The sequence below is a fragment of the Pseudoalteromonas phenolica genome, from assembly GCF_005886345.1.
Taxonomy (GTDB): Bacteria; Pseudomonadota; Gammaproteobacteria; order Enterobacterales; family Alteromonadaceae; genus Pseudoalteromonas; species Pseudoalteromonas phenolica_A.
On sequence record NZ_PNEC01000009.1, the window covers coordinates 36,629 to 62,650 of the forward strand.

The 26,022-nt window shown below is 42.2% G+C and carries 27 protein-coding genes; 10 read left to right on the top strand and 17 right to left on the bottom strand.

The window, feature by feature from the left end:
* Positions 1 to 37: 37 nt before the first annotated feature.
* The 5 genes from accC to cutA all read right to left on the bottom strand — a co-directional run bounded on the left by accC (position 38) and on the right by cutA (position 4,678).
* Entirely contained in the window at positions 38 to 1,381 is a 1,344-nt protein-coding gene (gene accC / locus CWB72_RS04715) for an acetyl-CoA carboxylase biotin carboxylase subunit (protein ID WP_058028542.1), read from the bottom strand.
* A 23-nt stretch (positions 1,382 to 1,404) separates the two neighbouring features.
* On the bottom strand, positions 1,405 to 1,881 hold the full coding sequence (accB, locus tag CWB72_RS04720) for an acetyl-CoA carboxylase biotin carboxyl carrier protein (RefSeq protein WP_138629619.1): 477 nt from the start codon (positions 1,879 to 1,881) through the stop codon (positions 1,405 to 1,407).
* Positions 1,882 to 1,898: 17 nt separating this feature from the next.
* On the bottom strand, positions 1,899 to 2,360 hold the full coding sequence (aroQ, locus tag CWB72_RS04725) for a type II 3-dehydroquinate dehydratase (RefSeq protein WP_138629621.1): 462 nt from the start codon (positions 2,358 to 2,360) through the stop codon (positions 1,899 to 1,901).
* Between the two features lie 231 nt (positions 2,361 to 2,591).
* Entirely contained in the window at positions 2,592 to 4,358 is a 1,767-nt protein-coding gene (locus CWB72_RS04730) for a protein-disulfide reductase DsbD (RefSeq protein ID WP_138629622.1), read from the bottom strand.
* Entirely contained in the window at positions 4,358 to 4,678 is a 321-nt protein-coding gene (cutA, locus tag CWB72_RS04735) for a divalent-cation tolerance protein CutA (RefSeq protein ID WP_058028546.1), read from the bottom strand. Before cutA ends, CWB72_RS04730 begins: the two co-directional genes overlap by 1 nt.
* A gap of 351 nt (positions 4,679 to 5,029) precedes the next feature.
* Between cutA and CWB72_RS04740 the strand changes: the two genes are divergently transcribed.
* The 8 genes from CWB72_RS04740 (at position 5,030) to CWB72_RS04775 (ending at position 14,838) form a co-directional block, all read left to right on the top strand.
* A complete protein-coding gene (locus tag CWB72_RS04740; protein ID WP_138629624.1) occupies positions 5,030 to 5,572 on the top strand; it encodes an FxsA family protein in 543 nt (180 codons plus the stop codon).
* Positions 5,573 to 5,721: 149 nt separating this feature from the next.
* Entirely contained in the window at positions 5,722 to 6,009 is a 288-nt protein-coding gene (locus CWB72_RS04745; RefSeq protein WP_058028548.1) for a co-chaperone GroES, read from the top strand.
* Positions 6,010 to 6,055: 46 nt separating this feature from the next.
* Positions 6,056 to 7,702, top strand: coding sequence for a chaperonin GroEL (groL, locus tag CWB72_RS04750; protein ID WP_138481620.1), 1,647 nt, complete (start codon positions 6,056 to 6,058; stop codon positions 7,700 to 7,702).
* Between the two features lie 181 nt (positions 7,703 to 7,883).
* Entirely contained in the window at positions 7,884 to 9,119 is a 1,236-nt protein-coding gene (locus CWB72_RS04755; RefSeq protein WP_252371493.1) for an endonuclease/exonuclease/phosphatase family protein, read from the top strand.
* 258 nt (positions 9,120 to 9,377) lie between these two features.
* Positions 9,378 to 10,067, top strand: coding sequence for a DUF3313 family protein (locus CWB72_RS04760; RefSeq protein ID WP_252371494.1), 690 nt, complete (start codon positions 9,378 to 9,380; stop codon positions 10,065 to 10,067).
* Positions 10,068 to 10,083: 16 nt separating this feature from the next.
* Positions 10,084 to 11,151 carry an efflux RND transporter periplasmic adaptor subunit gene (locus CWB72_RS04765; protein ID WP_252371495.1) on the top strand — a complete coding sequence of 356 codons (1,068 nt, stop codon included), beginning with the start codon at positions 10,084 to 10,086 and terminating at the stop codon, positions 11,149 to 11,151.
* Positions 11,151 to 14,210: an efflux RND transporter permease subunit gene (locus CWB72_RS04770; RefSeq protein ID WP_138629626.1), complete on the top strand. Its 3,060-nt coding sequence runs from the start codon at positions 11,151 to 11,153 to the stop codon at positions 14,208 to 14,210. Before CWB72_RS04765 ends, CWB72_RS04770 begins: the two co-directional genes overlap by 1 nt.
* A 145-nt stretch (positions 14,211 to 14,355) precedes the next feature.
* Entirely contained in the window at positions 14,356 to 14,838 is a 483-nt protein-coding gene (locus CWB72_RS04775; protein WP_138629628.1) for a DUF3016 domain-containing protein, read from the top strand.
* Positions 14,839 to 14,949: 111 nt separating this feature from the next.
* Here CWB72_RS04775 and mgtE read toward each other — a convergent pair whose 3' ends face one another.
* From mgtE to CWB72_RS04835, 12 genes are all read right to left on the bottom strand, one after another.
* Entirely contained in the window at positions 14,950 to 16,311 is a 1,362-nt protein-coding gene (gene mgtE, locus CWB72_RS04780; protein ID WP_138629629.1) for a magnesium transporter, read from the bottom strand.
* A 116-nt stretch (positions 16,312 to 16,427) separates the two neighbouring features.
* On the bottom strand, positions 16,428 to 16,703 hold the full coding sequence (locus tag CWB72_RS04785; RefSeq protein ID WP_130255590.1) for an HPr family phosphocarrier protein: 276 nt from the start codon (positions 16,701 to 16,703) through the stop codon (positions 16,428 to 16,430).
* Between the two features lie 3 nt (positions 16,704 to 16,706).
* Positions 16,707 to 17,555: an RNase adapter RapZ gene (gene rapZ, locus CWB72_RS04790; RefSeq protein ID WP_130255589.1), complete on the bottom strand. Its 849-nt coding sequence runs from the start codon at positions 17,553 to 17,555 to the stop codon at positions 16,707 to 16,709.
* Between the two features lie 18 nt (positions 17,556 to 17,573).
* A complete protein-coding gene (gene ptsN / locus CWB72_RS04795) occupies positions 17,574 to 18,026 on the bottom strand; it encodes a PTS IIA-like nitrogen regulatory protein PtsN (RefSeq protein ID WP_138629631.1) in 453 nt (150 codons plus the stop codon).
* A gap of 2 nt (positions 18,027 to 18,028) precedes the next feature.
* On the bottom strand, positions 18,029 to 18,316 hold the full coding sequence (hpf, locus tag CWB72_RS04800; RefSeq protein WP_130255587.1) for a ribosome hibernation promoting factor: 288 nt from the start codon (positions 18,314 to 18,316) through the stop codon (positions 18,029 to 18,031).
* A 28-nt stretch (positions 18,317 to 18,344) separates the two neighbouring features.
* A complete protein-coding gene (locus tag CWB72_RS04805; RefSeq protein ID WP_138566132.1) occupies positions 18,345 to 19,868 on the bottom strand; it encodes an RNA polymerase factor sigma-54 in 1,524 nt (507 codons plus the stop codon).
* 46 nt (positions 19,869 to 19,914) lie between these two features.
* Complete coding sequence (gene lptB / locus CWB72_RS04810) at positions 19,915 to 20,640, bottom strand: LPS export ABC transporter ATP-binding protein (RefSeq protein WP_138629633.1); 726 nt, start codon at positions 20,638 to 20,640, stop codon at positions 19,915 to 19,917.
* Between the two features lie 2 nt (positions 20,641 to 20,642).
* Positions 20,643 to 21,167, bottom strand: a complete 525-nt coding sequence (lptA, locus tag CWB72_RS04815) for a lipopolysaccharide transport periplasmic protein LptA (RefSeq protein WP_138629635.1) — start codon at positions 21,165 to 21,167, stop codon at positions 20,643 to 20,645.
* Positions 21,157 to 21,711 carry an LPS export ABC transporter periplasmic protein LptC gene (gene lptC / locus CWB72_RS04820; RefSeq protein WP_138566135.1) on the bottom strand — a complete coding sequence of 185 codons (555 nt, stop codon included), beginning with the start codon at positions 21,709 to 21,711 and terminating at the stop codon, positions 21,157 to 21,159. Before lptC ends, lptA begins: the two co-directional genes overlap by 11 nt.
* A complete protein-coding gene (gene kdsC / locus CWB72_RS04825; RefSeq protein ID WP_138629637.1) occupies positions 21,708 to 22,259 on the bottom strand; it encodes a 3-deoxy-manno-octulosonate-8-phosphatase KdsC in 552 nt (183 codons plus the stop codon). Before kdsC ends, lptC begins: the two co-directional genes overlap by 4 nt.
* Complete coding sequence (locus tag CWB72_RS04830; protein ID WP_138566137.1) at positions 22,259 to 23,230, bottom strand: KpsF/GutQ family sugar-phosphate isomerase; 972 nt, start codon at positions 23,228 to 23,230, stop codon at positions 22,259 to 22,261. Before CWB72_RS04830 ends, kdsC begins: the two co-directional genes overlap by 1 nt.
* Before the next feature lie 14 nt (positions 23,231 to 23,244).
* Entirely contained in the window at positions 23,245 to 24,204 is a 960-nt protein-coding gene (locus CWB72_RS04835) for a calcium/sodium antiporter (protein ID WP_138566138.1), read from the bottom strand.
* A gap of 223 nt (positions 24,205 to 24,427) precedes the next feature.
* On the opposite strand from CWB72_RS04835, the gene CWB72_RS04840 reads away from it, so the two are divergent.
* Positions 24,428 to 25,234 (top strand): ATP-binding cassette domain-containing protein, encoded by an 807-nt coding sequence (locus tag CWB72_RS04840; protein WP_130255579.1) that lies wholly within the window; start codon positions 24,428 to 24,430, stop codon positions 25,232 to 25,234.
* Positions 25,231 to 26,010 (top strand): lipid asymmetry maintenance ABC transporter permease subunit MlaE, encoded by a 780-nt coding sequence (gene mlaE, locus CWB72_RS04845; RefSeq protein WP_130255578.1) that lies wholly within the window; start codon positions 25,231 to 25,233, stop codon positions 26,008 to 26,010. The genes CWB72_RS04840 and mlaE overlap by 4 nt, the downstream gene beginning before the upstream one ends.
* Positions 26,011 to 26,022: the final 12 nt, after the last annotated feature.

The window sequence follows — 26,022 nt, forward strand, 5'->3', positions numbered from 1 at the left end:
ATATCACTGATATCGGTTTTTTTGTAAAAGCGATGTCTTATTGAAGACCTAGCTTTTTCTCTAGGTAATGAATGTTCGTGCCACCATTTTGGAAGTGCTCATCCGCAAGGATGTCTTTATGTAATGGTGTGTTGGTTTTAATACCATCGATCACTAATTCATTTAAAGCATTACGCGCACGCGCGATTGCAACGTCACGGTTCTCACCATAAGTGATAAGCTTACCGATCATTGAGTCGTAATGTGGTGGTACAGTGTAGTCAGCATAAATGTGGCTGTCCCAACGAATACCTAAGCCGCCAGCAGGGTGGAAGCGTGTGATTTTACCCGGTGAAGGAATAAAGCTCACAGGATCTTCTGCGTTAATACGACACTCAATGGCGTGACCTTTGATCACAACGTCATCTTGTGTGATTGATAGAGGTTGACCCGCAGCGATTTTCAGCTGCTCTTTGATTAGGTCAACACCAGTAACCATTTCAGTTACAGGGTGCTCTACCTGAATACGCGTATTCATTTCGATGAAGTAGAATTCGCCATTTTCGTATAGGAATTCGAACGTACCTGCACCGCGATAACCGATTTCGATACATGCACGTGTACAACGGTCACCGATGAACTTGCGCATTTCAGCTGTGATACCTGGCGCTGGAGCTTCTTCAACGACTTTCTGGTGACGACGCTGCATTGAACAGTCACGCTCACCTAAGTGAATTGCATTACCTTGACCATCAGCTAACACTTGAACTTCGATATGACGTGGGTTTTCAAGGAATTTCTCCATGTAAACCATGCCATTACCAAAGAACTGTTTTGCTTCTTGTTGAGTTAATGCGATTGAATCAATTAACTCTTGCTCAGAGCGAACAACACGCATACCACGACCACCGCCGCCACCTGCTGCTTTGATGATTACCGGGTAACCAATACGCTTAGCGATTTGAACGTTCCGCTCGTTATCTTCAGTCAGTGGGCCGTCAGAACCTGGTACACAGGGTACACCCGCTTTACGCATCGCTTCGATGGCTGACACTTTGTCACCCATTAGACGAATTGTGTCGCCTTTAGGACCGATAAATACGAAGCCACTTTGCTCAACTTGATCTGCAAAATCAGCATTTTCAGATAAGAAACCGTAGCCCGGGTGAATTGCAACTGCGTCAGTTACTTCAGCCGCAGCAATAATACGAGGAATATCTAAGTAACTCTCAGCAGCAGCTGGTTTACCGATACAAATCGTTTCGTCTGCAAGTAGCACGTGCTTTAAGTCACGATCAGCTGTTGAATGTACAGCAACCGTTTTAATACCTAGCTCTTTACAGGCACGCAATACGCGAAGTGCAATTTCACCTCGGTTCGCAATGACTACTTTGTCTAACATAGCATTTGCCTTCTATTGCGTAATTATTCGATGATGAATAGTGGTTGGTCGAACTCTACTGGCTCACCGTTTTCAACTAGGATAGCTTTAACTACACCTGCTTTGTCAGCTTCGATTTGGTTCATCATCTTCATCGCTTCAACGATACATAGTGTGTCGCCAACGTTTACAGACTGACCAACTTCAACGTATTTAGGTGCTTCAGGAGAAGCCGCTGCGTAGAAAGTACCAACCATTGGAGAAAGTACTTTATGGCCTGCAGGCTCTGCCGCTGCTGCCGGAGCCGCTTCAGCTGCCGGCGCAGCTGCCGGCGCAGGTGCCGCCGCAGGCGCTGCTACAGGTGCAGGTGCTGCAGCATAATGCTGTGGTTGTGCTGCGATAACTGGAGCGCTGCTGTGACGGTTAATACGTACCGACTCTTCACCTTCAGTGATCTCTAGCTCTGCAATACCTGATTCTTCTACTAATTCGATAAGTTTTTTAATTTTGCGAATGTCCATAATGGCCCGCCTGTTAGTTAATTTGCGTTATTTTTGTTGTGCAGTAGATAATGTGCGGCATTTAATGCTGCTTCATAACCTAGTGCGCCTAATCCACATATCACCCCTTCAGCCACGTCAGAAAAATAAGACTTATGACGAAAAGGTTCACGTGCATATACGTTAGTAATATGCACTTCAAAAAACGGTATGCTGACACTTAACAGCGCATCGCGCAGTGCGATACTGGTATGTGTAAAAGCGGCAGGATTAATGATAATGGCATCGATAGCTTGCCATGCATCATGAATTGTATTTATTAGCTCTGCTTCACTATTACTTTGTACATGTGTCAGCGTGATACTCAGTTGCTCAGCTTGCTTTTCAAGGTTGTCCACAATGTCCGACAAAGTTTGTGAGCCATATTTCTCAGGCTCTCTACGGCCTAACATATTCAAGTTTGGGCCATTGAGTACTAAAATCTTAAATTTTGCAGACATAATTCGCGAAATTCCTTAAAAGCTATAACAAACTAAAAATTCACTCTATTCAGTTCGTTAAACTAAGCCGTTCGATTGAAAATAGCAACTTTTTCTCACGTTCGCAGACTATTATAGAGAGTTCGTGTTAAATAGCAGCAAAATACTGGTCTAATCAGCAAGATGATGAGGTAGGTCAATAGCCTAGGCTGCTTGCTGAATTTATCAGCTCACAGCCTAAGTTTTGTATGCTTACTGTACGGTTTGGCGTACTTTTTCTAGGTGGGCGGTAAACTCTTCGGCGCTTTGAAAGCCGGTGATCCGTAAATTGCTCAGCTCATTGCCTTGCGCATCAAAAAATAGGATGGCAGGTAAACCAACCACATTAAAGGTTTGGTAAATCTCTTTACTCACCTCATTGGTCACGGTCAGATCGAGCTTCAACAAAGAGAAGTCTTTAAACGCTTGCTTCACTTTGTCGTCTGAGAAGGTGTATTTCTCAAACTCTTTACAGGCGACACACCAATCAGCGTACAAGTCGACCATGGCAATTTTGCCTTGTTGGTTAGCTTGGGCGACTTCTTCACGCAGTGCAGCTAAATCAGGCAGCAGTTTAAACTTACCATCAGATGCTGTGGTAACCGCTGTTACTTTGGTTGGTGGCATTAATACATGCTTTGCCGTTAATACACCACCGATCAAGAACAGCACGGCAACAGCCCAAAGTGCTGTCTTAAGTTTGCTAGCTTGCTCGTGGCTTTGCCAATGGTGCAAAAATAATGCAGTAATAACCAGCCATACGCTGCCAAGTAAAAGAATGGTATTCCACTCAAGAATGCGTTCTAGCAAGACTAAAGGCACTACAAGCATCACGAAGCCAAACAGCATCTTCACTTGTTCCATCCAAGCGCCTGCTTTAGGGAGCAATTTACCGCCAGAAGTACCCAATAGTAACAGTGGTAGACCCATGCCAAGGCTTAGCACATAGAGAGTTAAACCACCCACTAGATAGTCGCCACTTTGCGCAACATAAAGTAGGGCAGCAGAGAGCGGAGCCGTGGTGCACGGAGAAGCAATTAGGCCAGACAGCACACCCATAAAGAATACGCCTGTATAGTTACCGCCTTTTTGTTGGTTGCTGACGTTAGTTAAACGCGTCATAAACTTCTCTGGTAGTTTAATTTCGTACCAACCAAACATGGCAAAAGCTAGTAATACAAACAGTAAGCTGAAGCTAATCAGTACAGCAGGGCTTTGTAAGTAACCTTGAATTTGCCCACCAACCGCAGCCACAACCAGACCAAGCGCTGCGTAAGTGACTGCCATGCCTTGTACATACACAAATGACAGTGCGAATGCTTTTTTAGTCGATAGCTTTGATTGGCCGGCAATCAAACTAGATAGGATAGGGAACATAGGAAACACGCACGGTGTAAATGCTAACAGCACGCCAACCCCAAAAAACACAGCAAGGTTAGTTAAAAAGTCTTGCTCTGCGAGCTTATTGACGAAGTCGTTACTATTATTACCTGTTGGTGCAGCCGTTTCAGTGGTTTTTCTTGGCTTATCTGATGTTTTGTTCAGCATAGAAAGCGGAATAGTGATCACTTCAGGTGGGTAACAGAGTCCAGCTTCGGCACAGCCTTGATAGCGAATTTTAACGACGGCATCTTCACCAATGTCACTCAGTTTGGAAACAACAACCAGCTCATCAAAATATACTTCTGTCTTACCAAAGAACTCATCTTCTATTTCAACACCTGGGTCGAGTTCCGGCACTTTGATTTTGGCATTCTTAGCAATGATCTCGAGCTTATGCTTATATATGTAGTAACCAGGTGCAATTTCCCAGCCAGTGAATAAAATAGTGCCTTGCTGATCGAAATCGAACTGAAAAGCTTCGTTTACCGGTAAGAAGGTTTGTTGTTTTGGGGCTAAAAGGCTATTTAACACCGTGTTGTTCGCTGCCTGTGCGGGAAGCATAAACAGCAAGCAAAGCAAAAATGCCACTATGCGCATTAACTCAGTACCTCATTTATCCAATTAAAATAGTCAGGGTTGCCCGTCGATACATCAAGAACTTGGATCTCAGGCACATCATAGCTGTGGTGGCATTTAATACATGCCATTAATTCTTCCAAGCGTTGTACGTTGGTCTTAATGAAAAGTTTACTTTCTGTTTGCTGTTCAACTTTTCCTTGCCATACATACACAGACTCCACTTCGGGCAAAATGTTTACACAGGCAGCCAATTTTTTTTCAACGAGTATCGCGGCAAGTTTGCGCGCGTCATTTTTAGTCTCACATGTGGTGAGTACAATTTTATAATCGCTTGTCATAAGGTGTTTTTCTCTAAAACCTATTCACCAAAACCACGTATCATACCAATCCTCTTAATTAAGTGAGCTATTTTGAGGCAAGGAAAACTGCTCGATAGCAAGGCGAAAATTTTGCTATTTAGTTGCTCTAAATAAGAAATTTTTAACGAAGCTAGCGTCAGTTTTAGTCCCTCAAAATGATTAAGTATTATTGAGGATTGGTATCATACTAGCGCAATGAATGGGCTAGCCCAAACGCTCGTTTACGCAAACTTACAATATAGTTGCTACATAAAGGTGTATTTTGCGCCAGATTACTTGAAAATAGACCGAACTAGCCATATTTCTCTTTCATTGACTTTAGGAGACCCTATGTTCCGTATTTTATTTTTGCTTTTTATTGTGGTTCCCATTATTGAGATTGCGCTACTTATTCAAGTGAGTGATGTGATCGGTGGGTTTGCGACCATCGCATTAGTCATTATTACCGCCATCATCGGTGCTAAATGTGTTAAACAACAAGGTTTAGGTGCATATACCAATGTGCAGCAACAAATGGCACAGGGCCAGTTACCGGGCGAGCATATTTTTACCGGTCTGTGTGTGATCATCGCAGGTGTACTATTAATGACACCGGGTATCATGACTGACGTACTTGGTTTTCTTTTATTAACTCCAGCTGTGCGCCGCTCATTATCTAAGGCGTTATTGGCACAAGCATCAGTAAAAGTACAAACTGGCTTTGGTGGTGGTTTCGGCGCAGGCTTTGGTCAAAGCGGCCAACAAAGCACGCAGCAAAACAATCCTTTTGAGCAGCAAGCAAATCGCCCGTTTGAAGACGCGCAACCTCGTCAACCAGAGCGCAATGTTGACGGGTCGAACACCTTTGAAGGTGAATATAAGCGTAAAGATTAAAAATTTTTAATTTTTTCTCTTGGGTTTTGAAAAATACATCCCCATAAAGAGTTGCAACAAAGATTTAAAGTTTTAGCCCAAGGCAATTGGGCTAATTGGTAGAAAATTAACATTCTGTCACTGTTCACATTGTTAGGAGAACGACACACATGAACATTCGTCCTTTACATGATCGCGTTATTGTTAAGCGTCTAGAAGAAGAAACAAAGTCTGCTGGCGGTATCGTACTAACTGGCTCTGCAGCAGAAAAATCAACTCGTGGTGAAATCGTTGCTGTTGGTAACGGTCGCGTGTTGGACAATGGTGAAGTGAGAGCACTTCAAGTAAAAGCAGGCGACACTGTACTGTTTGGCTCATACATTGAGAAAACAGAGAAGATCGAAGGTCAAGAGTACCTGATCATGCGCGAAGACAATATCTTAGGTATTGTTGAATAAGTCGAATTTACGGTTTTTACATACAGAATTTAGAGGAATATAAAACATGGCAGCTAAAGAAGTATTATTCGCAGGTGACGCACGCACAAAAATGTTAGCGGGCGTAAACGTACTAGCAAATGCAGTTAAAGTAACTTTAGGTCCTAAGGGTCGTAACGTTGTTTTAGACAAGTCATTTGGCGCACCAACTATCACGAAAGATGGTGTATCTGTAGCGAAAGAAATCGAGCTTGAAGACAAGTTTGAAAACATGGGCGCACAGATGGTTAAAGAAGTAGCGTCTAAAGCAAATGACGCTGCCGGTGACGGTACAACAACTGCAACTGTACTAGCTCAAGCTATCGTGAATGAAGGCCTAAAAGCGGTTGCTGCGGGTATGAACCCAATGGACCTTAAGCGTGGTATCGACAAGGCAGTCGTTGCTGCTGTTGAAGAGCTAAAAGCGCTTTCAGTACCATGTGCTGACGTAACAGCGATTGCACAGGTTGGTACTATCTCTGCAAACTCAGACAAAGAAATCGGCGACATCATTGCAAACGCAATGGAAAAAGTAGGTCGTGAGTCTGGCGTTATCACAGTTGAAGAAGGTCAGTCTCTAGAGAACGAATTAGACGTAGTAGAAGGTATGCAGTTTGACCGCGGTTACCTATCTCCGTACTTCATCAACAACGCTGAAAAAGGCCAAGTTGAACTAGATAACCCACACATTCTTCTAGTAGACAAAAAAGTATCTAACATCCGTGAACTACTACCTACACTAGAAGCGGTTGCTAAAACAAGTAAGCCACTACTTATTATTGCTGAAGACCTTGAAGGTGAAGCACTTGCTACTCTAGTAGTTAACAACATGCGTGGCATCGTGAAAGTTGCTGCAGTTAAAGCGCCTGGTTTCGGTGACCGTCGTAAAGCAATGCTACAAGACATCGCGATTCTAACTGGCGGTACAGTTATCTCTGAAGAGATTGGTCTAGAGCTTGAAAAAGCAACGATTGAAGACCTAGGTACAGCTAAGCGCGTTGTTATCACTAAAGATGACACAACAATCATCGACGGTGTTGGCGAGCAAGCGGCAATCGACGGTCGTGTTGAGCAGATCAAAGCACAAATCGCAGAAGCAACGTCTGATTACGACAAAGAAAAGCTACAAGAGCGCATGGCTAAACTAGCTGGCGGCGTAGCAGTAATCAAAGTAGGTGCTGCAACTGAAGTTGAAATGAAAGAGAAGAAAGACCGCGTTGAAGATGCACTACACGCAACTCGCGCAGCGGTTGAAGAAGGTGTTGTACCAGGTGGTGGTGTTGCACTCGTTCGCGTAGCAAGCAAGATTGCTGAGCTGACAGGTGACAACGAAGACCAAAACCACGGTGTTAAAGTAGCACTTCGTGCAATGGAAGCGCCACTTCGTCAAATCGTTTCAAACGCAGGTGACGAAGCATCAGTAGTTGTAAACAACGTTAAAGGTGGCGAAGGTAACTATGGTTACAACGCGGCAAACGGTACTTACAGCGACATGATCGAAATGGGTATCCTAGATCCAACTAAAGTAACGCGTTCAGCACTTCAGTTTGCTGCATCAGTTGCGGGTCTTATGATCACAACAGAAGCAATGGTTTCTGAAATCCCGCAAGAAGCACCAGCTGCACCAGACATGGGTGGCATGGGCGGAATGGGTGGCATGGGCGGCATGATGTAGTCCAAACCCAAGCATTAAACGCTTATAAAAAAACCTCGCATTTGCGAGGTTTTTGCGTTTAGAACTATGCTTAGCAACTCGTCGTAATACATTGAGTTATTGGAATTAAGTATTTACGCTAAGGCGATTTTAAATTCTAGCAGTTGCTGAGAACCGGGCTCAGCACGTAAAGGATATTCTCATGAATAAAAGTGTATTGGCGTTTAACTTATTGGCAAGTTTAAGTATGGCGGGGGGGTCGCTGAATCATTCAAACACCGGTGAGCCGGCTGGATTGTCATCTCAAGAAACACAAAGTCAAGCCAGTGATTTGGGTGTGCCTGCTAAGCAAGGTGAGCTTCGAGTTGCGGTTTTTAACGCTTATTTGAATCGTAAAAATGCTGGCGATATTCTGGCCGACGTACAAAGCGGTAACGATACACAAATAAAAAAAGTAGCAGAGATCATCCAACGCGTTCGCCCTGAGGTGCTATTACTTGCGGAGTTCGATTATGTGGCTGATGGTAGTGCGGTTAGAGCGCTGATTAAAAATTACTTAAACGTTAGTCAAAATGGCGTAAAAGGTATTGATTACCCTTATTTTTACCTTGCTGAATCTAACACGGGTGTTGTCACTGAATTTGACTTAAATAACGACGGCAAAGCGGGTGTCGGCGGTGGCGATGCGTATGGCTTTGGGGTTTTTCCTGGGCAATATGCCATGGTGTTGTTATCGCAGCATCCAATCATCACTGATGAAGTACGCACCTTTCAAAAGTTCTTATGGAAAGACATGCCCAATGCAACGCTGCCAGTAAACCCAGAGACAGGCGAAGCTTGGTATAACGAGGAAGAGCTTGAAATATTTAGGTTGTCGTCGAAAAGCCATTGGGATGTGCCAGTAAAAGTGGGGAATGAAGTCATTCATGTTCTTGCCAGTCACCCAACACCACCCGTATTTGACGGTAAAGAAGATAGGAATGGCTTACGTAACCATGATGAAATTCGCTTTTGGTGGGATTATGTGGATCCAAATGAATCAAACTACATTTATGACGATCACGGTCAAAAGGGCGGGTTAGGTAAGAATAAGCGCTTTGTGATCATGGGCGATTTAAATGCCTCTCCTGATGAAGGCAATGGCACGGGCAACCCAATGGCTAAATTATTTGCCAGTGAATATATCAATGGCAAACTCACGCCTGTTAGTGTGGGCGGCGTTGAGAATGCACCCAATAATCAGTTTGCTGCAACCCATACCGCGGATTGGAAAATGCGTGCCGATTATGTGATCCCATCAACATTTGGTATTCAGGTTGAGCAAACCGCGGCGTTTTGGCCGAGTAAAACCGACGCGAACTATCATCTAGTGGGGCCGGGTCTGCAAAGCTCTGACCATCGTTTAGTGTGGTCTGACTTTACGCTCATCAAACAGTAAAACCCCTTCTCAAGAACTATTTCTAAAACCGAAGCTCAAAGGCTTCGGTTTTTTGTTTTTACAATTCGATAAGCTGTCTATTAGACCTATAATTGTTTTTAAAAAGGTATTGTTAGACACAAAAATTAAAAAGTTGTTGGTTAGTTTAATGATTACTTCGTGCTTTTACCGTTTTGGGTTACATTTATTAGCAAGTCAGATCAGATAGTTGCACAGGTATATGATACTTATACTAGCAAGACCATAAATGGAGATTTTATGATGATTAAACACTTATGCATTATTACTGCATTGGCACTTTTAGCTGGTTGTAGTTCGACGATTAATACGACTAAATCTGGCTTTTTACCAGATTACCGTTTGTTAACACCTTCAGATAAATATCCTGATACGAATCTATATGTATCAGATGAGCTGAAAAATGGTGCTTTAAAGAATGTAAGCACCATCTACTTGCCGCACTTTGAAGTATGGATTAAGGCCAAAGAACAAAAACTTCTATATATACACCCTCAAAAAGTAGCAAAGCTAAGCACTTATATGCGAGATCAACTACAAGCTAAGTTATCTCCAAACTTTAATGTGGTGCTAACTCAACCAGCAAAGCGTGATGATTCAGTGTTGACGATCACAGGTGCATTTACGGAAGTTAACTTTTCAGAAACGTCAATGGGAGTCAGAGACTTTATTCCCGTAAAACTGGTATATAACGCAGGAAAAACAGCGTATTTAGCAGCAACAGAACAAACAGAAGCTTTGACAAAAGTTTCTCTTGAGAGTGCATTTTATATAGGTGAAAACAACAAACCAGCATTGATGATGTCGGCTCATAAAGAAGTTGAGTTAGTGTTGCAACAAAATGGCGGTGAAAACATTAAGGCCGTGAAAGGCATTTTAGATAACTGGATAGACAATTTCGTTAATGCGATTAATAAAGCAAAAAATTAACAGCGGTGAAAATAACATGATAAATACACATAAGAAAACACTTGCAGCGGCGATTTTGATCGCAGGTTTAACGGCTTGTTCTGAACCACAAGTTGAGGTGGAACAAGAACCACAATTAAGGCCAGTGCGTACGCAGGTTCTTACTCTGAATAATGTTGGCCCACTGCAAGAATTTCCCGCTGTGGTCGATGCGGCAAGCACAGCTGATCTGTCATTTAAAGTCGCAGGTGAGTTAACACACTTATATGTAAAGCAAGGTGAAAGAGTTAATACGGGTGATGTGATCGCAAAACTGGATGACACAGACTTTAAATTGGCCCTAGATGATGCGCAAGCAAGTTTTGAAAAAGCAGAAGCCGATTTCAACCGCGCTAAGCAATTAATTACCTCAGGTACTATTAGTCAAGCTGACTATGACCAATTAAAGTCACAGTTCACTAGTGCGAAAACGAAATTGGCGAATGCGAAAAATAATCTAGCTTACACTGAGCTAAAAGCTTCTTTTTCAGGTGTCTTAGCGCGTACTCATGTTGAGCAGTTTGAAGAAGTGCAAGCAAAGCAAGTGATCGCAACTTTGCAAGATATCGAGCATATTAACCTTAAAGTCAACGTACCAGAAAGTATTATGGTTCACGTTAGTAAAGAAGCACCTAAAGCGGTATATGCTGAGTTTGCGGCAATTGAAGGTAAGCGTTTTGAGCTTGAATTTGTTGAAGTTAGCACACAGGCTGATGAAGTCACTAAAACCTATGAAGTCACGTTAGGCATGCTGCCACCTGATGGTTATAACATTTTGCCGGGTATGACCGCAAAAGTTATGGCAAGCGGTCCGAGCCAAGGTCAGCAGCAATTATATTTACCCTTATCAACGGTATTGAAAGACAATTCAGGTCATTATATTTGGACTGTAGAAGCGCAGGGTGAAGGAAAAGGCAAAGTGGTAAAAACACCTGTGCAAATTGGTGAAATCTCGTCACTGGGCTTCCCTGTTATTGCCGGAGTTGAAGCTGGGGCAAATATTGTCACTGCCGGTATGAGCAAAGTTACCGACCAGCAAATTGTTAAGTTTTCTGGAGGTGAGTAGTGAATATCACTCGTTTAGCCCTCGAGAATAATCGCACCACTTGGGTGCTGATTATTGCTTTATTGTTTTTTGGTATTGCGTCATTCGACAAAATGCCGAAAGACTACGACCCTGGTTTTATTATACGAACAGCTCAAGTAGTTACTTACTTCCCAGGGGCAAGTCCTCATCGTGTTGAAGAGCTAGTGACAGATAAAATCGAAAAAGTGGTACAGCAAATACCAGAGCTCGATTTTGTTAGTAGTACGTCAAAAACCGGTGTTTCGATAGTCAGTGTTAACATCAAAGAAAGTTACAAAAACATGCGACCAATATGGGATAACCTGCGTCGCAAAATAGAAAGCGTTGAAAACGAATTACCGAGCGATGCTCAGAAACCAATTGTTAATGATGAGTTTGGTGATGTGTTTGGTGTGGTTATTGGTTTAACGGCTGAAGGCTTTTCTTACCGAGAAATGGAAGAAGTAGCAGAACAGGTTAGAGATGAACTACTTCGCTTACCAGAAGCCGCTAAAGTCGACATCTTTGGTGCTCAAGAGCAACGTGTTTTTATTGAGTTTGAAAATGCTAAATTGGCGTCTATGGGTATTTCTCCTGGGCAGCTTAAAGATCAATTAGCTTCGCGCAATATCGTAAATCCAGGTGGTTCTATTTACATTGATGATGAAACATTGGCGCTGGAGCCTAGTGGCAACTTTGAATCTGTAGAAGATATTGCTAATACCATCATTAATATTTCAGGCTCTGAACAAGTGATCTTATTGAGCGATATTGCCAAGGTATATCGTGATTATGTTGATCCTGCCAAAGTCAAAGTACGCGTTGGCGAAGAAGAAGGCATGACTATTGCGATTTCGATGCGTCTTGGTGGAAACAATTTACTGCTGGGTGAGCAGGTGCGAGATGCAATCAGCTATTTAGAGACGATTTATCCAATTGGTGTCGACTTCAAGTTATTGTCATTTTTACCACAAGAAGTTGATGACAAGGTAAATGATTTTGTTTCTAACCTAGTGCAAGCGGTTTTAGTTGTTACTATTGTGATGCTATTTAGCCTAGGTCTTCGTACTGGTCTTATTGTTGCCAGCCTGATCCCGATGAGTATGGTATTTGGTATTTTGGTGATGTCTTTCTTTAATATCAGTATTGACCAAATCTCGTTAGCTGCCTTGATCATTGCTTTAGGTATGCTGGTGGATAATGGCATTGTGATGTCAGAGAATATCATGGTGCAAATGGAACGTGGAAAGTCAGCCATTGATGCTGCTGTCGATTCTGCGCAAGAGTTAAAAATTCCGCTATTAGTGTCTTCTCTGACCACAGGTGCAGCTTTCTTACCTATTTTCTTGGCAGAGTCTGCAACAGGTGAATACACGGCGTCGTTGTTTAAAGTTGTGACCATCACACTATTGTGCTCATGGTTATTGGCAATGACCATGATCCCGATGTTATGTGTATACTTCACGCGTGTTAAGTCAGAGTCAGCTAACTATGACGGCGGCATCTATCTAGTTTATAAGAATATACTGGCAGCATTAATTAAGTACCGTTGGGCAACTGTTGCGGCATGCTTAGGTATGTTATTTGTAGCCCTGCAAGGCCTACAGTATGTTCCTAAATTGTTCTTCCCACCTTCTGATCGTGATTACTTCAAAGTAGAACTTGAACTGCCAATTGGCACGCGCTTGACCACGACTGAAGCCTTGGTTAAAGATATGGAAGCGTTTCTTGCCCAAGAGCTTAAAGTAAATGAACAACGCGAAAAAGGTGTCACTGAGTGGGTGAGCTATGTTGGTAATGGTGGTCCGCGTTTCTTATTAACACATAGCCCAGAGCCTGCAAGCTCTAATTATGCACTGATGATAGTATCTACCACCTCGTACAAACATATTGATGAAATAATGGCGAAAATTGAGGGGTATGCCTTACAAAGGCATCCTGATTTATTGATTAAGCAGCGCAAGATAGAAAACGGTTCGCCAATTGCTAACCCCGTTGAGATCAGGTTATCTGGTAGTGATATGACAGTGCTGATGGGGTTGGTGGATGAACTAAAAGAAAAGATGCGCTCCACGAACGGGCTTAAAGCCATCAGTGATGATTGGGGCTTACCAATTAAAAAGCTGCAAATTAAGATCAATCAAACACGTGCTCGTCGCGCAGGCGTATCAAGCAAAGATATCGCAAGCTCCCTACAAACGGGCTTAAGCGGTCTTGAGTTAACTAAGTATCGTGAAGGGGATGAGTTAATACCTGTGACGCTTCGTTCAATTGCGGGTGATAGACAAGATATTGGTAAATTAGAAGCCATGGTTGTTTACTCTCAGGCGACAGGCAACTCTGTACCACTTAAACAAGTGGCTGATATTGAGGTAGTCTGGGAAAGTGCTCAAATTCTTCGTCGTGATAGACTGAAGTCGGTTGTCGTAGGTGCTCAGATTGAGGGGATCACTGCCACAGAAGGCTTTGACGAAATTTTGCCATGGTTGGAAGAGCAAAAGCGCAATTGGCCTTATGGTTATGATTATGCGCTGGGTGGTGAAGCTGAGTCATCTGGCAAAGCGAATCAGTCGATTGCAGAGAAAATGCCAATTGCTGTGTTCATTATTGTTATTCTGCTAATTGGTCAGTTTAATTCTATTCGTAAATCTGCGATTGTATTAAGTACCATTCCACTTGGCTTTATTGGTGTCGTAGCCGGCTTATTGGTAGGTCAATCATTCTTTGGCTTTATGACGTTACTGGGTATTATTTCTTTGGCTGGCATCGTGATTAATAATGCAATTGTCTTATTAGAGCGTATAAAGATTGAGTTGGAATTAACACCTGACTCACCAGTGCAAGCCGTTATCTATGCATCACAGCAGCGTATGCGCCCAATTCTTTTAACCACGGCAACCACTGTACTGGGACTAATACCACTTTATCTAGGCGGCGGTGAAATGTGGGAGCCAATGGCGTTGAGTATTATGGGCGGTCTGCTTTTCTCAACTATATTGACGCTTGGTGTGATCCCTGTGTTGTATGCGCTTCTATATAGGTTGCCAAAAACGGCATAAAGCTGAGGTTAAAATAGTTAACAAAAGCCCCTTTTTGGGGCTTTGCGTTATAAGGTGTAAAGGTTTGTAAAACTGGTACGAAAAGGCTTTTTTTTAGTCAATTTATTGCGCACTATGTCACTATCGAACTGATGAGGAGTCTATAATGAAAAAGTTAAAAATTGCATTTTTACTAATGAGTATGCCGTTTTTTAGCATGGCGGGTGAAGCCAATGTTACTTGGAAAGACTTTAACGACTACCGAGATGTTGCACCAGGTAATGAAGTTAAAGGCGCATACCATAAACGTGTGGCGAAACAATTTGAAAATCATTTAGCTAAGTTAGCAGGGCAACTTCCTAAGGGTTATAAGTTGAATGTGACATTCGTGGATATCGACCTAGCGGGCGATGCTCGAATGAACATGAATGATGTTCGTGTTATTAAACCAATCTACTTTCCTCGCTTGACCATTAGTTATAATCTTCAAGACAGAAAAGGTCGCTCTGTTGCAAGGGCCAAAGATCTAGTTCTAAAAGATATGGGCTTTATGGATAAAATGAAGAAAGGTCGAGAAGTCTCTTTCTATTATGAAAAACGCCTGTTATCGGATTGGTTTGAAGAGCAAGTATTACCTAAAGCTAAATAAATTAAGTTGCACATTTAAAGTACACAAAATGAGATTGACATAAAACCCGTTATCATAAATTGATAATGGGTTTTGTTTTTTAGGGATGAAGTCTTAGTTTAAGCTGGTTTATTAGGTTAAAAATAAAGTGGCTGTACCAAGGAAGGCGAAGATCCCGACTATGTCAGTGACAGTTGTTAATACCACACTTCCAGCCAATGCAGGGTCGATATTCATGCGCTTTAAAATAATCGGAATGCTTGCACCGGCAATACCTGCTGCCAGTAAATTCATAAACATGGCAAATGCAATCACAGCTCCGAGCACAAAGTCCCACTGCCAAAGCGCGACAACACCGGCTATGAGTAGAGACCATAAAATACCATTGAGCGCACCGATAGCCAGCTCTTTTCCGAGTAAGAACTTTTGGTTTGTGTTATTGATGTGGCCGAGAGCAATACCACGGATAACCAATGTGAGTGTTTGACTACCTGCTACACCGCCCATACTAGGTACGATACCATTGAGGACAGCTAGAATAGGTAGAATATCTAGGGTGCCTTCGAAAAAACTCGCTACAAACGCAGCGAGTAAAGCCGTTAATAAATTTATTCCCAGCCAAATAGAACGGCGCTGGCTACTTTTTAAAACCGGGGCAAATGTATCTTCTTCATCGTCAAGACCCGCCATGCTAAGCATACTGTGCTCTGCATCTTCACGAATAACATCAACAATATCGTCAATGGTAATACGCCCGAGTAACTGCAGATTATTGTCATCAACTACAGCTGCTGAAATCCAGTTATGGCGCTCAAACAATTGCGCAACTTCACTTTCATCCATAGAAACCGGGATGGTTTCTTTCTCATCATCCATGAGCTCTGAGACAACTTTGTCAGGCGAGTTTGTCAGCAAGGTAGCAACGGGTAAAGCACCTATAAACTGATTTTCTTTGTCGACCACATAAAGGTCATCGGTTCCGTCAGGAAGTTCACCACGCAGGCGTAAATAACGTAACACGACATCTAGCGTAACATCAGGTCTGATTGTTACTGTATCTGTGCTCATTAAGGCCCCTGCGGAACCTTCTTGATAAGAAAGCGCTTGAGTGGCTCTTTCTCTATCTTGTGCATCCATAGCACCGACAACATCTTGGTAGACATCGTCGGGTAAGCTTCTTAATACTTCACCTAGATCATCATCATCCATGTCCTCAGTTGCAGCGGCGATGAGTTCTGGATCCATTTGATGAATGATGCCAATACGCACATCTTCAGAGAGCTCTTCAAGTACATCCCCTTGAATATCAGGATCTACAAGTTGCCAGAGTTGTTTTCGTATTTTGTTAGGAGATGACTCAAGGAGTAAAGCGGTGTCACAAGGGGGAGTTTCAGCCAGAATTCGCCTAACTTGAACAAATTGACCATTATTAATTGCTTGAGTTACTTGCTGTAATTGTTGCAACGTATAGTCTTGTTCGAAGGCTTCTGGCATAGGCAATCCTAATATAGGGTGGTGTACACCGTGATTAAGTGTTTAGGCTGTAATTGTTTACCTAAAAATATTGCTGTAAGTCTAACGTACTTCTGGTTGAGTTACCAAGGGCTAGGTTACTCATCTTCATGAAATTTTTGTGCAATTAATTCACCAATAGCATGCAGTGCTGGCTCAGCATCAGGCCCCTGACAGCGAACGCGTATCTGTTTACCATGACTACTTTCTAGCATCAGTAAGGCTAACACGCTGTCACCTGGCGCTTCTTTGTCGCCTTGATAAAGTGTAATTGTGGCATTAAATTGCTGTGCTAATTGGGCGAGAATAGTGGCAGCACGGGCGTGTAAACCGCACTTATTTTGAATTAAAAATGTATCCTCTATCTCGCTCATTGTTTAATCTTTATCTTGTTCTCGGTGTCGAATTTGTACGTTATCATGAGTTTTAGCAAAGCTTTCACCTATGGTCTGCGCGAGATAAACAGAGCGGTGCTGACCACCGGTGCAGCCAATCGCAATGGTTAAGTAACTGCGGTTGTTGCGCTCAAGATGAGGTAACCAGGTTTGTACGAAGGTTTGGATTTGCCAAGTAAACTTTTGCACAATGTTGTCACTGGCTAAGTAATCTTTTACAGGTTGATCTAAACCAGTGAGAGGCTTAAGTTCAGGTTCCCAATGTGGGTTTGGTAAGAAGCGAGCATCGAATACATAGTCAGCTTGCTTTGGAATACCATGTTTAAAACCAAAAGATAAGAAGGTGATGATTAATTGTTTATCTTTTTTACCTAAAATTTGTTCTCGAACAGTTTCAGCCAGTTCATGAACACTTAAATCCGTAGTATCTAGTAGTACATCTGCACGAGTAATTAGAACATCAAGTAGCTTCTTTTCTTCTTTTATCGCCACATCAAGGGGGAGATTATTTAAAGAGAGGGGATGCAAACGTCTGGTTTCAGAAAAGCGCTTAATCAGTGCTTGGTCGTCACTGTCTAAGTAGAATAATGTTGGATTAGCAAAACCAGGCAGATACTCAAGAATGTCATTAAACTCTTGTTGTTCTTTAGGTAGGTTACGAACATCAATACTGACAGCTATTTTGTCGTAGTTATCAGAGACACTTCTGACTAAAGAGGGCAGTAGATTAACTGGAATGTTATCAACACAATAATAACCAAGGTCTTCCAAGACCCTTAAGGCAACAGACTTGCCCGACCCTGAGCGACCACTAATGATGATCAGTTCCATGGATTCCTCTCTTTCAGTTTAATCTTGTAGTTGAATAACTTGGTAAAGCGCATCATCGTTTGGTGCTTGACGAAGTTGCTTACAAAATTCTTTATTGTTCAGTTTACCAGCAATTTCGGCTAAGGTCTTTAAGTGTGAAGCATTATCACCTTCAGGAACCAGCATTGCCAACAAAATATCGACAGGTCGATTATCTATTGCGTCGAAATTAATACTGTTTTGATTCGTGACGAGAATGGCGAAAATAGAATCTATGCCTTTTAATCTGCCATGAGGGATGGCGATCCCTTTACCTATGCCAGTACTTCCTAACTTTTCACGAGTAAGGAAGGCGTCTAAAATCTCGTGCGCATTGTGGTCAGGTAAATGTTGGCTCGCTAGTTCACTAATGTATTCTAGTGCGCGCTTTTTGCTATTAAAAAGGACCGCAGCTTTGCTGCAGTCCTTGTTGATAATCGAACTAAGTTTCATGATTAGTGTCGAGTTAATTTCTCTTTATGTTTAATAACTTGACGATCTAGTTTATCAACTAGTTTATCAATCGCTGCGTACATATCTGAATGCTCATCTGAAGCGAAAATTTCACCACCATTAAGGTGAACGGTTGCTTCGGCTTTTTGTACCAGCTTCTCAACATCTAAAATCACATGAACATTATTAATGTGATCAAAGTGCCTTTCTAGCTTTGCAAACTTCGTGTTTACATAGTCTCTTAATGAATCTGTAATTTCTACATGACGACCAGTTAAATTTAGTTGCATAAGCATTTTCCTTCTCTTGGTTTACGTCTTAAATCAAGCTTTTACGCTGATTTGACGGTGGAATGGAGAGCGACTCGCGGTATTTTGCAATAGTACGGCGTGCCACTTTGATTCCCTGTTCTGCCAATATATCTGCAATTTTACTATCGCTCAATGGCTTAGCGGTATTTTCTGCAGCAATTAGCTTCTTGATCAATGCTCGTATCGCTGTGGATGAGCATTCACCTCCGTTTTCAGTGCTCACGTGGCTCGAGAAAAAGTATTTCAACTCAAAAATGCCACGGGGTGTATGCATGTATTTCTGAGTGGTGACACGAGAAATGGTAGACTCGTGCATCTCAACCATCTCAGCAACATCATTTAAAACCATCGGCTTCATTGCCTCAGGTCCATGTTCAAAGAATGCCTGTTGTTGTTGAACAATGCAATTAGTAACTTTCATTAAAGTGTCATTACGGCTTTCTAAACTCTTAATGAACCACTTTGCTTCTTGTAAGTGAGAACGAATAAACTGACTATCACTGCTCGATTTTACTGAACGTGACATTGCAGCATAATGATCATTTACTCTGATTTTAGGCATGCACTCAGGGTTGAGTTCAACAACCCAGCGGCCTTTGACTTTTTTCACCGACACATCAGGAATAACATACTCAGACTCTTCACGAATGATGCTCGCAGCAGGTTTTGGATTCAGGCTGTGGATCAGCGTCATTACTTCTTTTAACTCAGGCTCTTTTAGCTTGGTCTTTTTCATGATGGTGCGATAGTCACGGCTAGCGAGTAAGTCAATGTGCTCGCTTAACACCATTTTTGTTTCAGTAATAAAAGGGGTGTCAGTATCAAACTGATTGAGTTGTATACATAAGCATTCTTGTAAAGAGCGAGCAGCAATACCTATTGGGTCAAACAGCTGGATACGCTTTAATACAGCTTCAACTTCATCGAGTTCAATTAACTCTTCTTCATTACCTTCATTTATGCTTTCTAGCAGCTCTTCTGTACTGATGGTAAGCAAACCAGCATCATCTACGGCTTCTACAATTGCAACGGCAATGGCTTTATCGGTAGGGCTAAATGGCGTTAACTCTAACTGCCACATTAAATATTCGTGTAATGTTTCGGTGGTTTCGCCTTGATAGATGCTTTCATCTTCAGGCATAGGGCCACTACTTGCTGTACTCGGGGCTGCGCTCATATACTCGTCCCAAGTCACATCCATGGCAAGATCATCGCTAACGGTCTCTTTACTCAGTGCAGCATCAGCATCCATTTCAAAGTCACTAGCAGGTTCATCGCCATGACCATCTTGTATAGAATCTTGTTGTTGCTCTGAGTTGTCTGATTCTTTGCTTACTTTATCAGCATTATTATTGTCAGGGCTAGCTTCTAGCTCAGACTCGTCGACTTCTAGTAAAGGGTTGCTATCAAGCGCTTCTTGGATCTCTTGTTGCAGATCTAATGTGCTTAGTTGCAACAAACGAATGGCCTGTTGCAATTGCGGTGTCATGGTTAGTTGCTGCCCCATGCGCAGCTGTAGCGATTGCCTCATGTATTTCTAACAATCCTTTTTGTTATTGGATTATGTCTTGCTTTAACTATAGACGGAATTGTTCACCTAGGTAGACGTCTCTTACTGTTTGATCCGCTAAAACCGCTTCAGGTGTTCCTGAGGCGATTAATTCACCATGTGAAACAATATAAGCTTTCTCACAAACATCAAGGGTTTCTCTTACATTATGGTCAGTAATGAGTACACCGATGCCACGATTTTTTAAGTGCTCAACAATTTTCTTTATATCTAACACTGAAATGGGATCAACGCCAGCAAAAGGCTCGTCTAACAGGATAAATTTCGGATTAGCGGCTAAAGCGCGAGCAATTTCAACTCGTCGACGCTCTCCACCAGACAATGCCATACCATGGCTGTCCCTGATATGTTGAATATTAAACTCATCAAGTAGGTCGTTTAATGTTTGTTCTCTTTGAGTTTTATTTAGGTCTTTTCTCGTCTCGAGAATCGCCATTAAATTTTGATAAACACTGAGCTTTCTGAAAATAGATGATTCTTGTGGTAAGTAGCCAATTCCCATTCGCGCTCGGCTATGCATGGGTAGCAATGTGATGTCTTCGTTATCAATGGTAACTGAGCCTTTATCACTCGGAACTAGGCCAACAATCATATAAAAGCTGGTGGTTTTACCCGCACCATTTGGACCTAGAAGACCGACGATACTGCCAGCTTCAACACTTAAGCTGACATTTTTAACAACTTGGCGGCCTTTGTAGCTTTTTGCCAAGGCTGTGGCAGTTAACACACTCATGATTATTTACCTTGCTCAGAATTTGATTTTGGTGTTTTTTTCTCTGGCACTAAGATGGTGTGAACGCGTTGTTTGTTTTGTTCATTCTGTTCAGCACTAATCAATTGCTTCTCTATGTCGTAGATAATGGCTTCGGCTTTGATAACTTGGCCTGCCTGATTGATTTCAGCCTTGCCTTTGATAGTAAGTAGTCTATTTGCAACGTCATACCTAACTTCTTCGGCACTGGCACTGAGTACAGTGCCATCAGATTGTTTTTCGATGAAACGAGCAGGCTTACCGGTTGCCACTAATAGCTGTTTGTTTTCACCCAATTCTTCACGCTGATGAACTTCTAATCGGTCGGCATAAATTTCACGGTTACCGTGAATAATCTCAACATTTTCTTCAAAGATGCCTATATTGGTTTTAAGCTGAGCTTGTTGCTTACCAGCTTTAATTGACACCTGATCTGAAGGGGCTGTTTGTGCCACACTAAGCTGTGAAAAACTAAGTATAAGTAACGAAAGTAGTAGTTTATTGGTCATAATAAATAGTTCGCGTATGGTTAATGAGCTCAATAATATCTGTATTGAGATCTGCATTTAGGCCTTGCCCTTTTACATTTAAGTGAGGGCCAACAATTTCTACGGGTAGATCCGAGTGCATCGTACGTTTATCGATGTCTACTTGAATGTGTTCAGCGTTGATCTGATTGATCATGGCGCCTTCAGTGAGGTTAAAGGCTTTTACTGCACCTTCGAGTATCAATATATTATTTTCATACAAGGTGGCTTCAGTTGCACTCAGTTGCCAGTTCTGTGGGCCGTTAAATAGTGTAAATGTCGGCGATGAAAAGTGACTAAAACCAAGTTGCTGATAGAGCTCCATTTTCAGGGCTTCCACAAGGTAGCTTCGTTGGCCAGACTCGGAGTACTGAGTTTGTTTTAAATTAGTTGCGATATAGTCAGGCGTCGCAATTGCATCGTCTTGTTCTGAGTTAAGTTGGGCTGATTGATCCCAATAAGGTGACCATAACCAATACATGGTCACAATAAATACGATCAATAAGACAACTCGACTAACTGTCATGCGCTTGTTCCTGATGTGCCTAACGTTTGGCCTTGGCACAGCATAATGAGGTCGGTCAATTCTCTGACAGCACCAAAGCCGCCGGGTAACATTGTTGTATAGTGAGAAAGGTTGCGAATAATCGGGTGGGCATCATTCACTGCCACAGCAAAACCGACTTGCTCCATAACAGGTAAGTCTGGGCCGTCATCGCCAATATATGCGATATCAGCATCACTCAAGCCGAGCTTGGCTTTTAATTCTTGATAAGCTTGCAACTTGTTTTCTTGACCTTGATAAATATGCTTAACCGTTAAGCTAGTCATTCGCTGCTGAACAATATGTGAATGACGACCGGTGATCACGGCCACTTCAACACCTGAATTGATTAATGCTTTAATGCCAAAACCATCTTTGGTGTTGAATGCTTTTAGTTCTTCACCGTTATTACCAAGATAAATGCGACCATCAGAGAAAACACCATCAATATCACAGATTAGCAATTTAATTTGCTGTGCGCGGGTGATTACATCTTCGTTGATGGGTTGGTATAAATCGGCAAATTGCATTACAGCACTCCTGCTTTAAGTAAGTCTTGCATATTCAATGCACCAATAGGCTTATTATGTTCATCAACGACTATTAGGCCATTAATACGTTTGTTTTCCATAATATTTAACGCTTCTGCTGCCAGCATATTCGCATTTGCAGTTGTGCAATTTACAGTCATGGCATCATCAATTTTGGCACTATGTAAATCAAGCTTTTGCTCGATAATACGGCGTAAATCGCCATCAGTGAAAATACCAACTAATACACCTTGTTCATTGACAATAGCAGTCATGCCTAGGCCTTTGCTGGAAATTTCAAACAATGCATCTTTGATCAAATTACCTGTTTGTATGACTGGTACTTGCTCTTCTTTGTGCATAATGTCGTTTAAAGTAAGCAACAAGCGTTTGCCCAAAGCCCCTCCAGGGTGAGAGAGTGCAAAATCATCTGCGGTAAACTCTCTTGCTTCTAATAGCGCCACAGCAAGTGCATCACCCATCACTAGCGTTGCCGTTGTACTTGCTGTCGGTGCTAAACCTAATGGGCAAGCCTCTTTTGTAACGGCAATACAAAGATGAATATCAGACAGTTTAGCCATTGAAGAGCGAGAGTTACCTGTCATAGCAATAGTTTTTGCACCGATACGCTTTATAACTGGAATAATATTGACGACTTCACTGGTTTCACCTGAATTAGAAATAAGTAGCACCACATCATCTTTTGTGATCATACCTAAATCACCATGGCTTGCTTCGCCTGGGTGAACAAAGAAGGCAGGTGTACCTGTACTAGCAAGTGTTGCTGCGATTTTATTGCCAATATGCCCTGATTTCCCCATACCAATCACGATAGTACGGCCAGTGCAATTAAATATAGTTTGGCAAGCGTTGCTAAAGTCATCATTAATATACTGAACGATTTCAGTAATAGCTTGTTTTTCAATGTCGATGACGTTTAGTGCTGTTTTAATAAATTGTTCTGCAGACATGCACATTCCTACCACTAAATAATGTAATACATATATCCGATGAACGCCGCTAACAGTAAACCACCTTCAACACGATTAATACGACGAGTGCCTTTTAAGCTAAGACTCATTGCGATAAGAGCAAATGTTGCCCCAAGCATAATATAAATATCACGCTGTGCGATGTTAGCGTCGATATTAGCAGGGTTTAAAATGCCCGCGATTGAAAGTACGGCTAAAATATTAAAAATGTTGGAGCCAATAATATTACCCATGGCGAGGTCATCTTCATTTTTAAGCACTCCTGCGATACAAGCAGCTAATTCAGGTAGACTCGTGCCTACCGCGATGATGGTTAAGCCGATTAATAAGTCACTCATGCCGAAGTATTTAGCAATGTCTACAGCTGCATCAATTAAATAACCTGAGCTGATCGGTAATAAGATCATACCAACAATAAGCCAAAGCACGGCTTTACTGGTAGGAACATCATTAGGTACTTCATCGCATGCCTCAGCGACCAAAGGGTCATCATCTTGATTATCTGAACGTTTTGTTAAAATAAGTAATGAGGCGAGAAAAGTAATAAATGCAACAAATAAAATGATGCCTTCGGTGCGGCTAAAGTGGTTATCACTAACAATAAACCAAGCCCCTAAAGAAACAATAACGAGTAATGGCATTTCGCGTTTTAGAATGCCTGACCCCACAGACAGTGGACGTAGTAGGGCGGTGATACCTAATACCAATAAAATATTAGCAATATTAGAGCCTACGGCGTTGCCCACTGCTGTATCTGTTTTATCTGCCATCGCAGCTTGTGCCGCCACCATCATTTCAGGTGCTGAAGAGCCCATTGCTACTATAGTTAAACCGACAATTAATGTTGGTACACCAAAATTTCTAGCAAGTGCTGCAGCACCAAATACAAATCGGTCAGCACTCCAAACTAATGCGGCAAAGCCAAGTATCAAAACGATGAAAGATAGAACCATAAAAAGAATATGCCAACAACGAATACAAAATTGCGGCAAATAGTATCAAAAGCATAAAAAAAAGTATAAACAAAACGCCTAGCAAAGACTTTATTCATCAAAATTGAAAGATGTAAGCAACAATGTAATTGGTAACTTACAAAATTTTACGAATTCCCTTTTCACTCTAAATCTAAAAAAAAGTATTATATAGAAATTGGTGAACCAGAATGTGGAGCGCGACTTGTCGCAATCAATTATTGAAATCAAGGATGTTACTTTCTCAAGAGGTGATAGGACCATCTATAAGAATATGAGTTTCTCTGTACCTAAAGGGAAAATCACCGCAATTATGGGCCCCAGTGGGATTGGTAAAACGACCATGTTACGTCTTATCGGTGGTCAGTTAAAACCTGACAGTGGCGATATTACCTTTGAAGGACAAAGTGTTCCTGGTATGACCCGGGCAGAGTTATATGAAGCACGTACTAAAATGAGTATGTTATTCCAAAGCGGTGCTTTATTTACTGACATGTCAGTATTCGACAATGTTGCCTTTCCACTGCGAGAGCATACGCAGTTAAGCGAAGAGCTAATTCGTTTAGTCGTGTTAATGAAATTACAAGCTGTTGGTTTGCGTGGTGCCAGAGATTTAATGCCTTCTGAGTTATCTGGTGGTATGGCAAGGCGTGCTGCATTAGCGCGTTCAATTGCACTCGACCCTGAACTCATCATGTATGATGAGCCATTCGCTGGGCAAGACCCTATTTCTATGGGGGTATTGGTACGTCTAATTAAATCTTTGAATCAAGTTCTGGGTTTATCTTCTCTCATTGTAACCCATGATGTTACTGAAGTGCTGAGTATTGCCGATCATGTGGTGATCATTGCTGAGCAAGGTGTGATCGGAAGTGGCTCTCCAGAGCAGATGTTGCGACATAGTTCTCCTTTAGTACAGCAATTCTTAAAAGGCCTGTCTGATGGGCCGGTGCCTTTCCACTTTAAAGCTGCGCCATATGAAGACGAATTATTATTAGGAGCACAGCAATAATGGACTTTTTACAAGCGCTAGGACACAAGACGCTTAGCCGTTTTGCCTCATTAGGTCGTGCAACACGTATGCTGTTGGGTGCATTACTCAGCATGCCTAATTTTAAGAAAGGCACCCCGTTACTAATCAAACAGTTATACATGGTTGGTCATCAATCGTTATTGATCATCATGGTATCGGGCTTATTCATTGGTATGGTTTTAGCGTTACAAGGTTATACCGTGCTTGTAGGCTATGGTGCTGAAGACAGCTTAGGGCCTCTGGTTGCACTTAGCTTATTACGAGAGTTAGGGCCGGTTGTAACCGCGTTATTATTTGCTGGTCGAGCAGGCAGTGCATTAACTGCTGAAATAGGGTTAATGAAAGCAACTGAGCAGTTATCTAGTCTTGAAATGATGGCAATCGACCCTCTCAAGCGAGTTGTTGCCCCGCGTTTCTGGGCCGGTTTTATCAGTATGCCACTATTGGCATTAATCTTTTCTGCGGTTGCGATAATTGGCGCACATTTAGTGGGGGTTGATTGGTTAGGTGTTGATTCAGGCAGCTTCTGGTCAATCATGCAGTCTCAGGTGTCGTTCCAGCAAGATATTTTAAATGGCATGATCAAGAGCTTTGTGTTCGCGCTGATCGTGACATGGATTGCGCTTTATAAAGGCTATGACTGTGTGCCTACGTCAGAAGGGATCAGTAAAGCTACAACAGAGACAGTTGTTCATTCGTCGCTGGCCGTTTTAGGTTTCGACTTTTTATTAACAGCGGTGATGTTTTCAAGTTAAGGGTTTTGAGAA

What these genes read in the sequence shown, in the direction of transcription:
- cutA (WP_058028546.1), bottom strand. Translation starts at nt 4,678, where the DNA reads ATGACAAGCGATTATAAAATTGTACTCACCACATGTGAGACTAAAAAT.
- hpf (WP_130255587.1), bottom strand. Translation starts at nt 18,316, where the DNA reads ATGCAACTAAATTTAACTGGTCGTCATGTAGAAATTACAGATTCATTA.
- CWB72_RS04730 (WP_138629622.1), bottom strand. Translation starts at nt 4,358, where the DNA reads ATGCGCATAGTGGCATTTTTGCTTTGCTTGCTGTTTATGCTTCCCGCA.
- CWB72_RS04775 (WP_138629628.1), top strand. Translation starts at nt 14,356, where the DNA reads ATGAAAAAGTTAAAAATTGCATTTTTACTAATGAGTATGCCGTTTTTT.
- aroQ (WP_138629621.1), bottom strand. Translation starts at nt 2,360, where the DNA reads ATGTCTGCAAAATTTAAGATTTTAGTACTCAATGGCCCAAACTTGAAT.
- CWB72_RS04785 (WP_130255590.1), bottom strand. Translation starts at nt 16,703, where the DNA reads ATGAGCGAGATAGAGGATACATTTTTAATTCAAAATAAGTGCGGTTTA.
- lptA (WP_138629635.1), bottom strand. Translation starts at nt 21,167, where the DNA reads ATGACCAATAAACTACTACTTTCGTTACTTATACTTAGTTTTTCACAG.
- CWB72_RS04765 (WP_252371495.1), top strand. Translation starts at nt 10,084, where the DNA reads ATGATAAATACACATAAGAAAACACTTGCAGCGGCGATTTTGATCGCA.
- ptsN (WP_138629631.1), bottom strand. Translation starts at nt 18,026, where the DNA reads ATGAAACTTAGTTCGATTATCAACAAGGACTGCAGCAAAGCTGCGGTC.
- mgtE (WP_138629629.1), bottom strand. Translation starts at nt 16,311, where the DNA reads ATGCCAGAAGCCTTCGAACAAGACTATACGTTGCAACAATTACAGCAA.
- CWB72_RS04740 (WP_138629624.1), top strand. Translation starts at nt 5,030, where the DNA reads ATGTTCCGTATTTTATTTTTGCTTTTTATTGTGGTTCCCATTATTGAG.
- groL (WP_138481620.1), top strand. Translation starts at nt 6,056, where the DNA reads ATGGCAGCTAAAGAAGTATTATTCGCAGGTGACGCACGCACAAAAATG.
- CWB72_RS04760 (WP_252371494.1), top strand. Translation starts at nt 9,378, where the DNA reads ATGATGATTAAACACTTATGCATTATTACTGCATTGGCACTTTTAGCT.
- accC (WP_058028542.1), bottom strand. Translation starts at nt 1,381, where the DNA reads ATGTTAGACAAAGTAGTCATTGCGAACCGAGGTGAAATTGCACTTCGC.
- CWB72_RS04755 (WP_252371493.1), top strand. Translation starts at nt 7,884, where the DNA reads ATGAATAAAAGTGTATTGGCGTTTAACTTATTGGCAAGTTTAAGTATG.
- CWB72_RS04745 (WP_058028548.1), top strand. Translation starts at nt 5,722, where the DNA reads ATGAACATTCGTCCTTTACATGATCGCGTTATTGTTAAGCGTCTAGAA.
- CWB72_RS04805 (WP_138566132.1), bottom strand. Translation starts at nt 19,868, where the DNA reads ATGAGGCAATCGCTACAGCTGCGCATGGGGCAGCAACTAACCATGACA.
- CWB72_RS04835 (WP_138566138.1), bottom strand. Translation starts at nt 24,204, where the DNA reads ATGGTTCTATCTTTCATCGTTTTGATACTTGGCTTTGCCGCATTAGTT.
- CWB72_RS04830 (WP_138566137.1), bottom strand. Translation starts at nt 23,230, where the DNA reads ATGTCTGCAGAACAATTTATTAAAACAGCACTAAACGTCATCGACATT.
- lptB (WP_138629633.1), bottom strand. Translation starts at nt 20,640, where the DNA reads ATGAGTGTGTTAACTGCCACAGCCTTGGCAAAAAGCTACAAAGGCCGC.
- lptC (WP_138566135.1), bottom strand. Translation starts at nt 21,711, where the DNA reads ATGACAGTTAGTCGAGTTGTCTTATTGATCGTATTTATTGTGACCATG.
- kdsC (WP_138629637.1), bottom strand. Translation starts at nt 22,259, where the DNA reads ATGCAATTTGCCGATTTATACCAACCCATCAACGAAGATGTAATCACC.
- rapZ (WP_130255589.1), bottom strand. Translation starts at nt 17,555, where the DNA reads ATGGAACTGATCATCATTAGTGGTCGCTCAGGGTCGGGCAAGTCTGTT.
- accB (WP_138629619.1), bottom strand. Translation starts at nt 1,881, where the DNA reads ATGGACATTCGCAAAATTAAAAAACTTATCGAATTAGTAGAAGAATCA.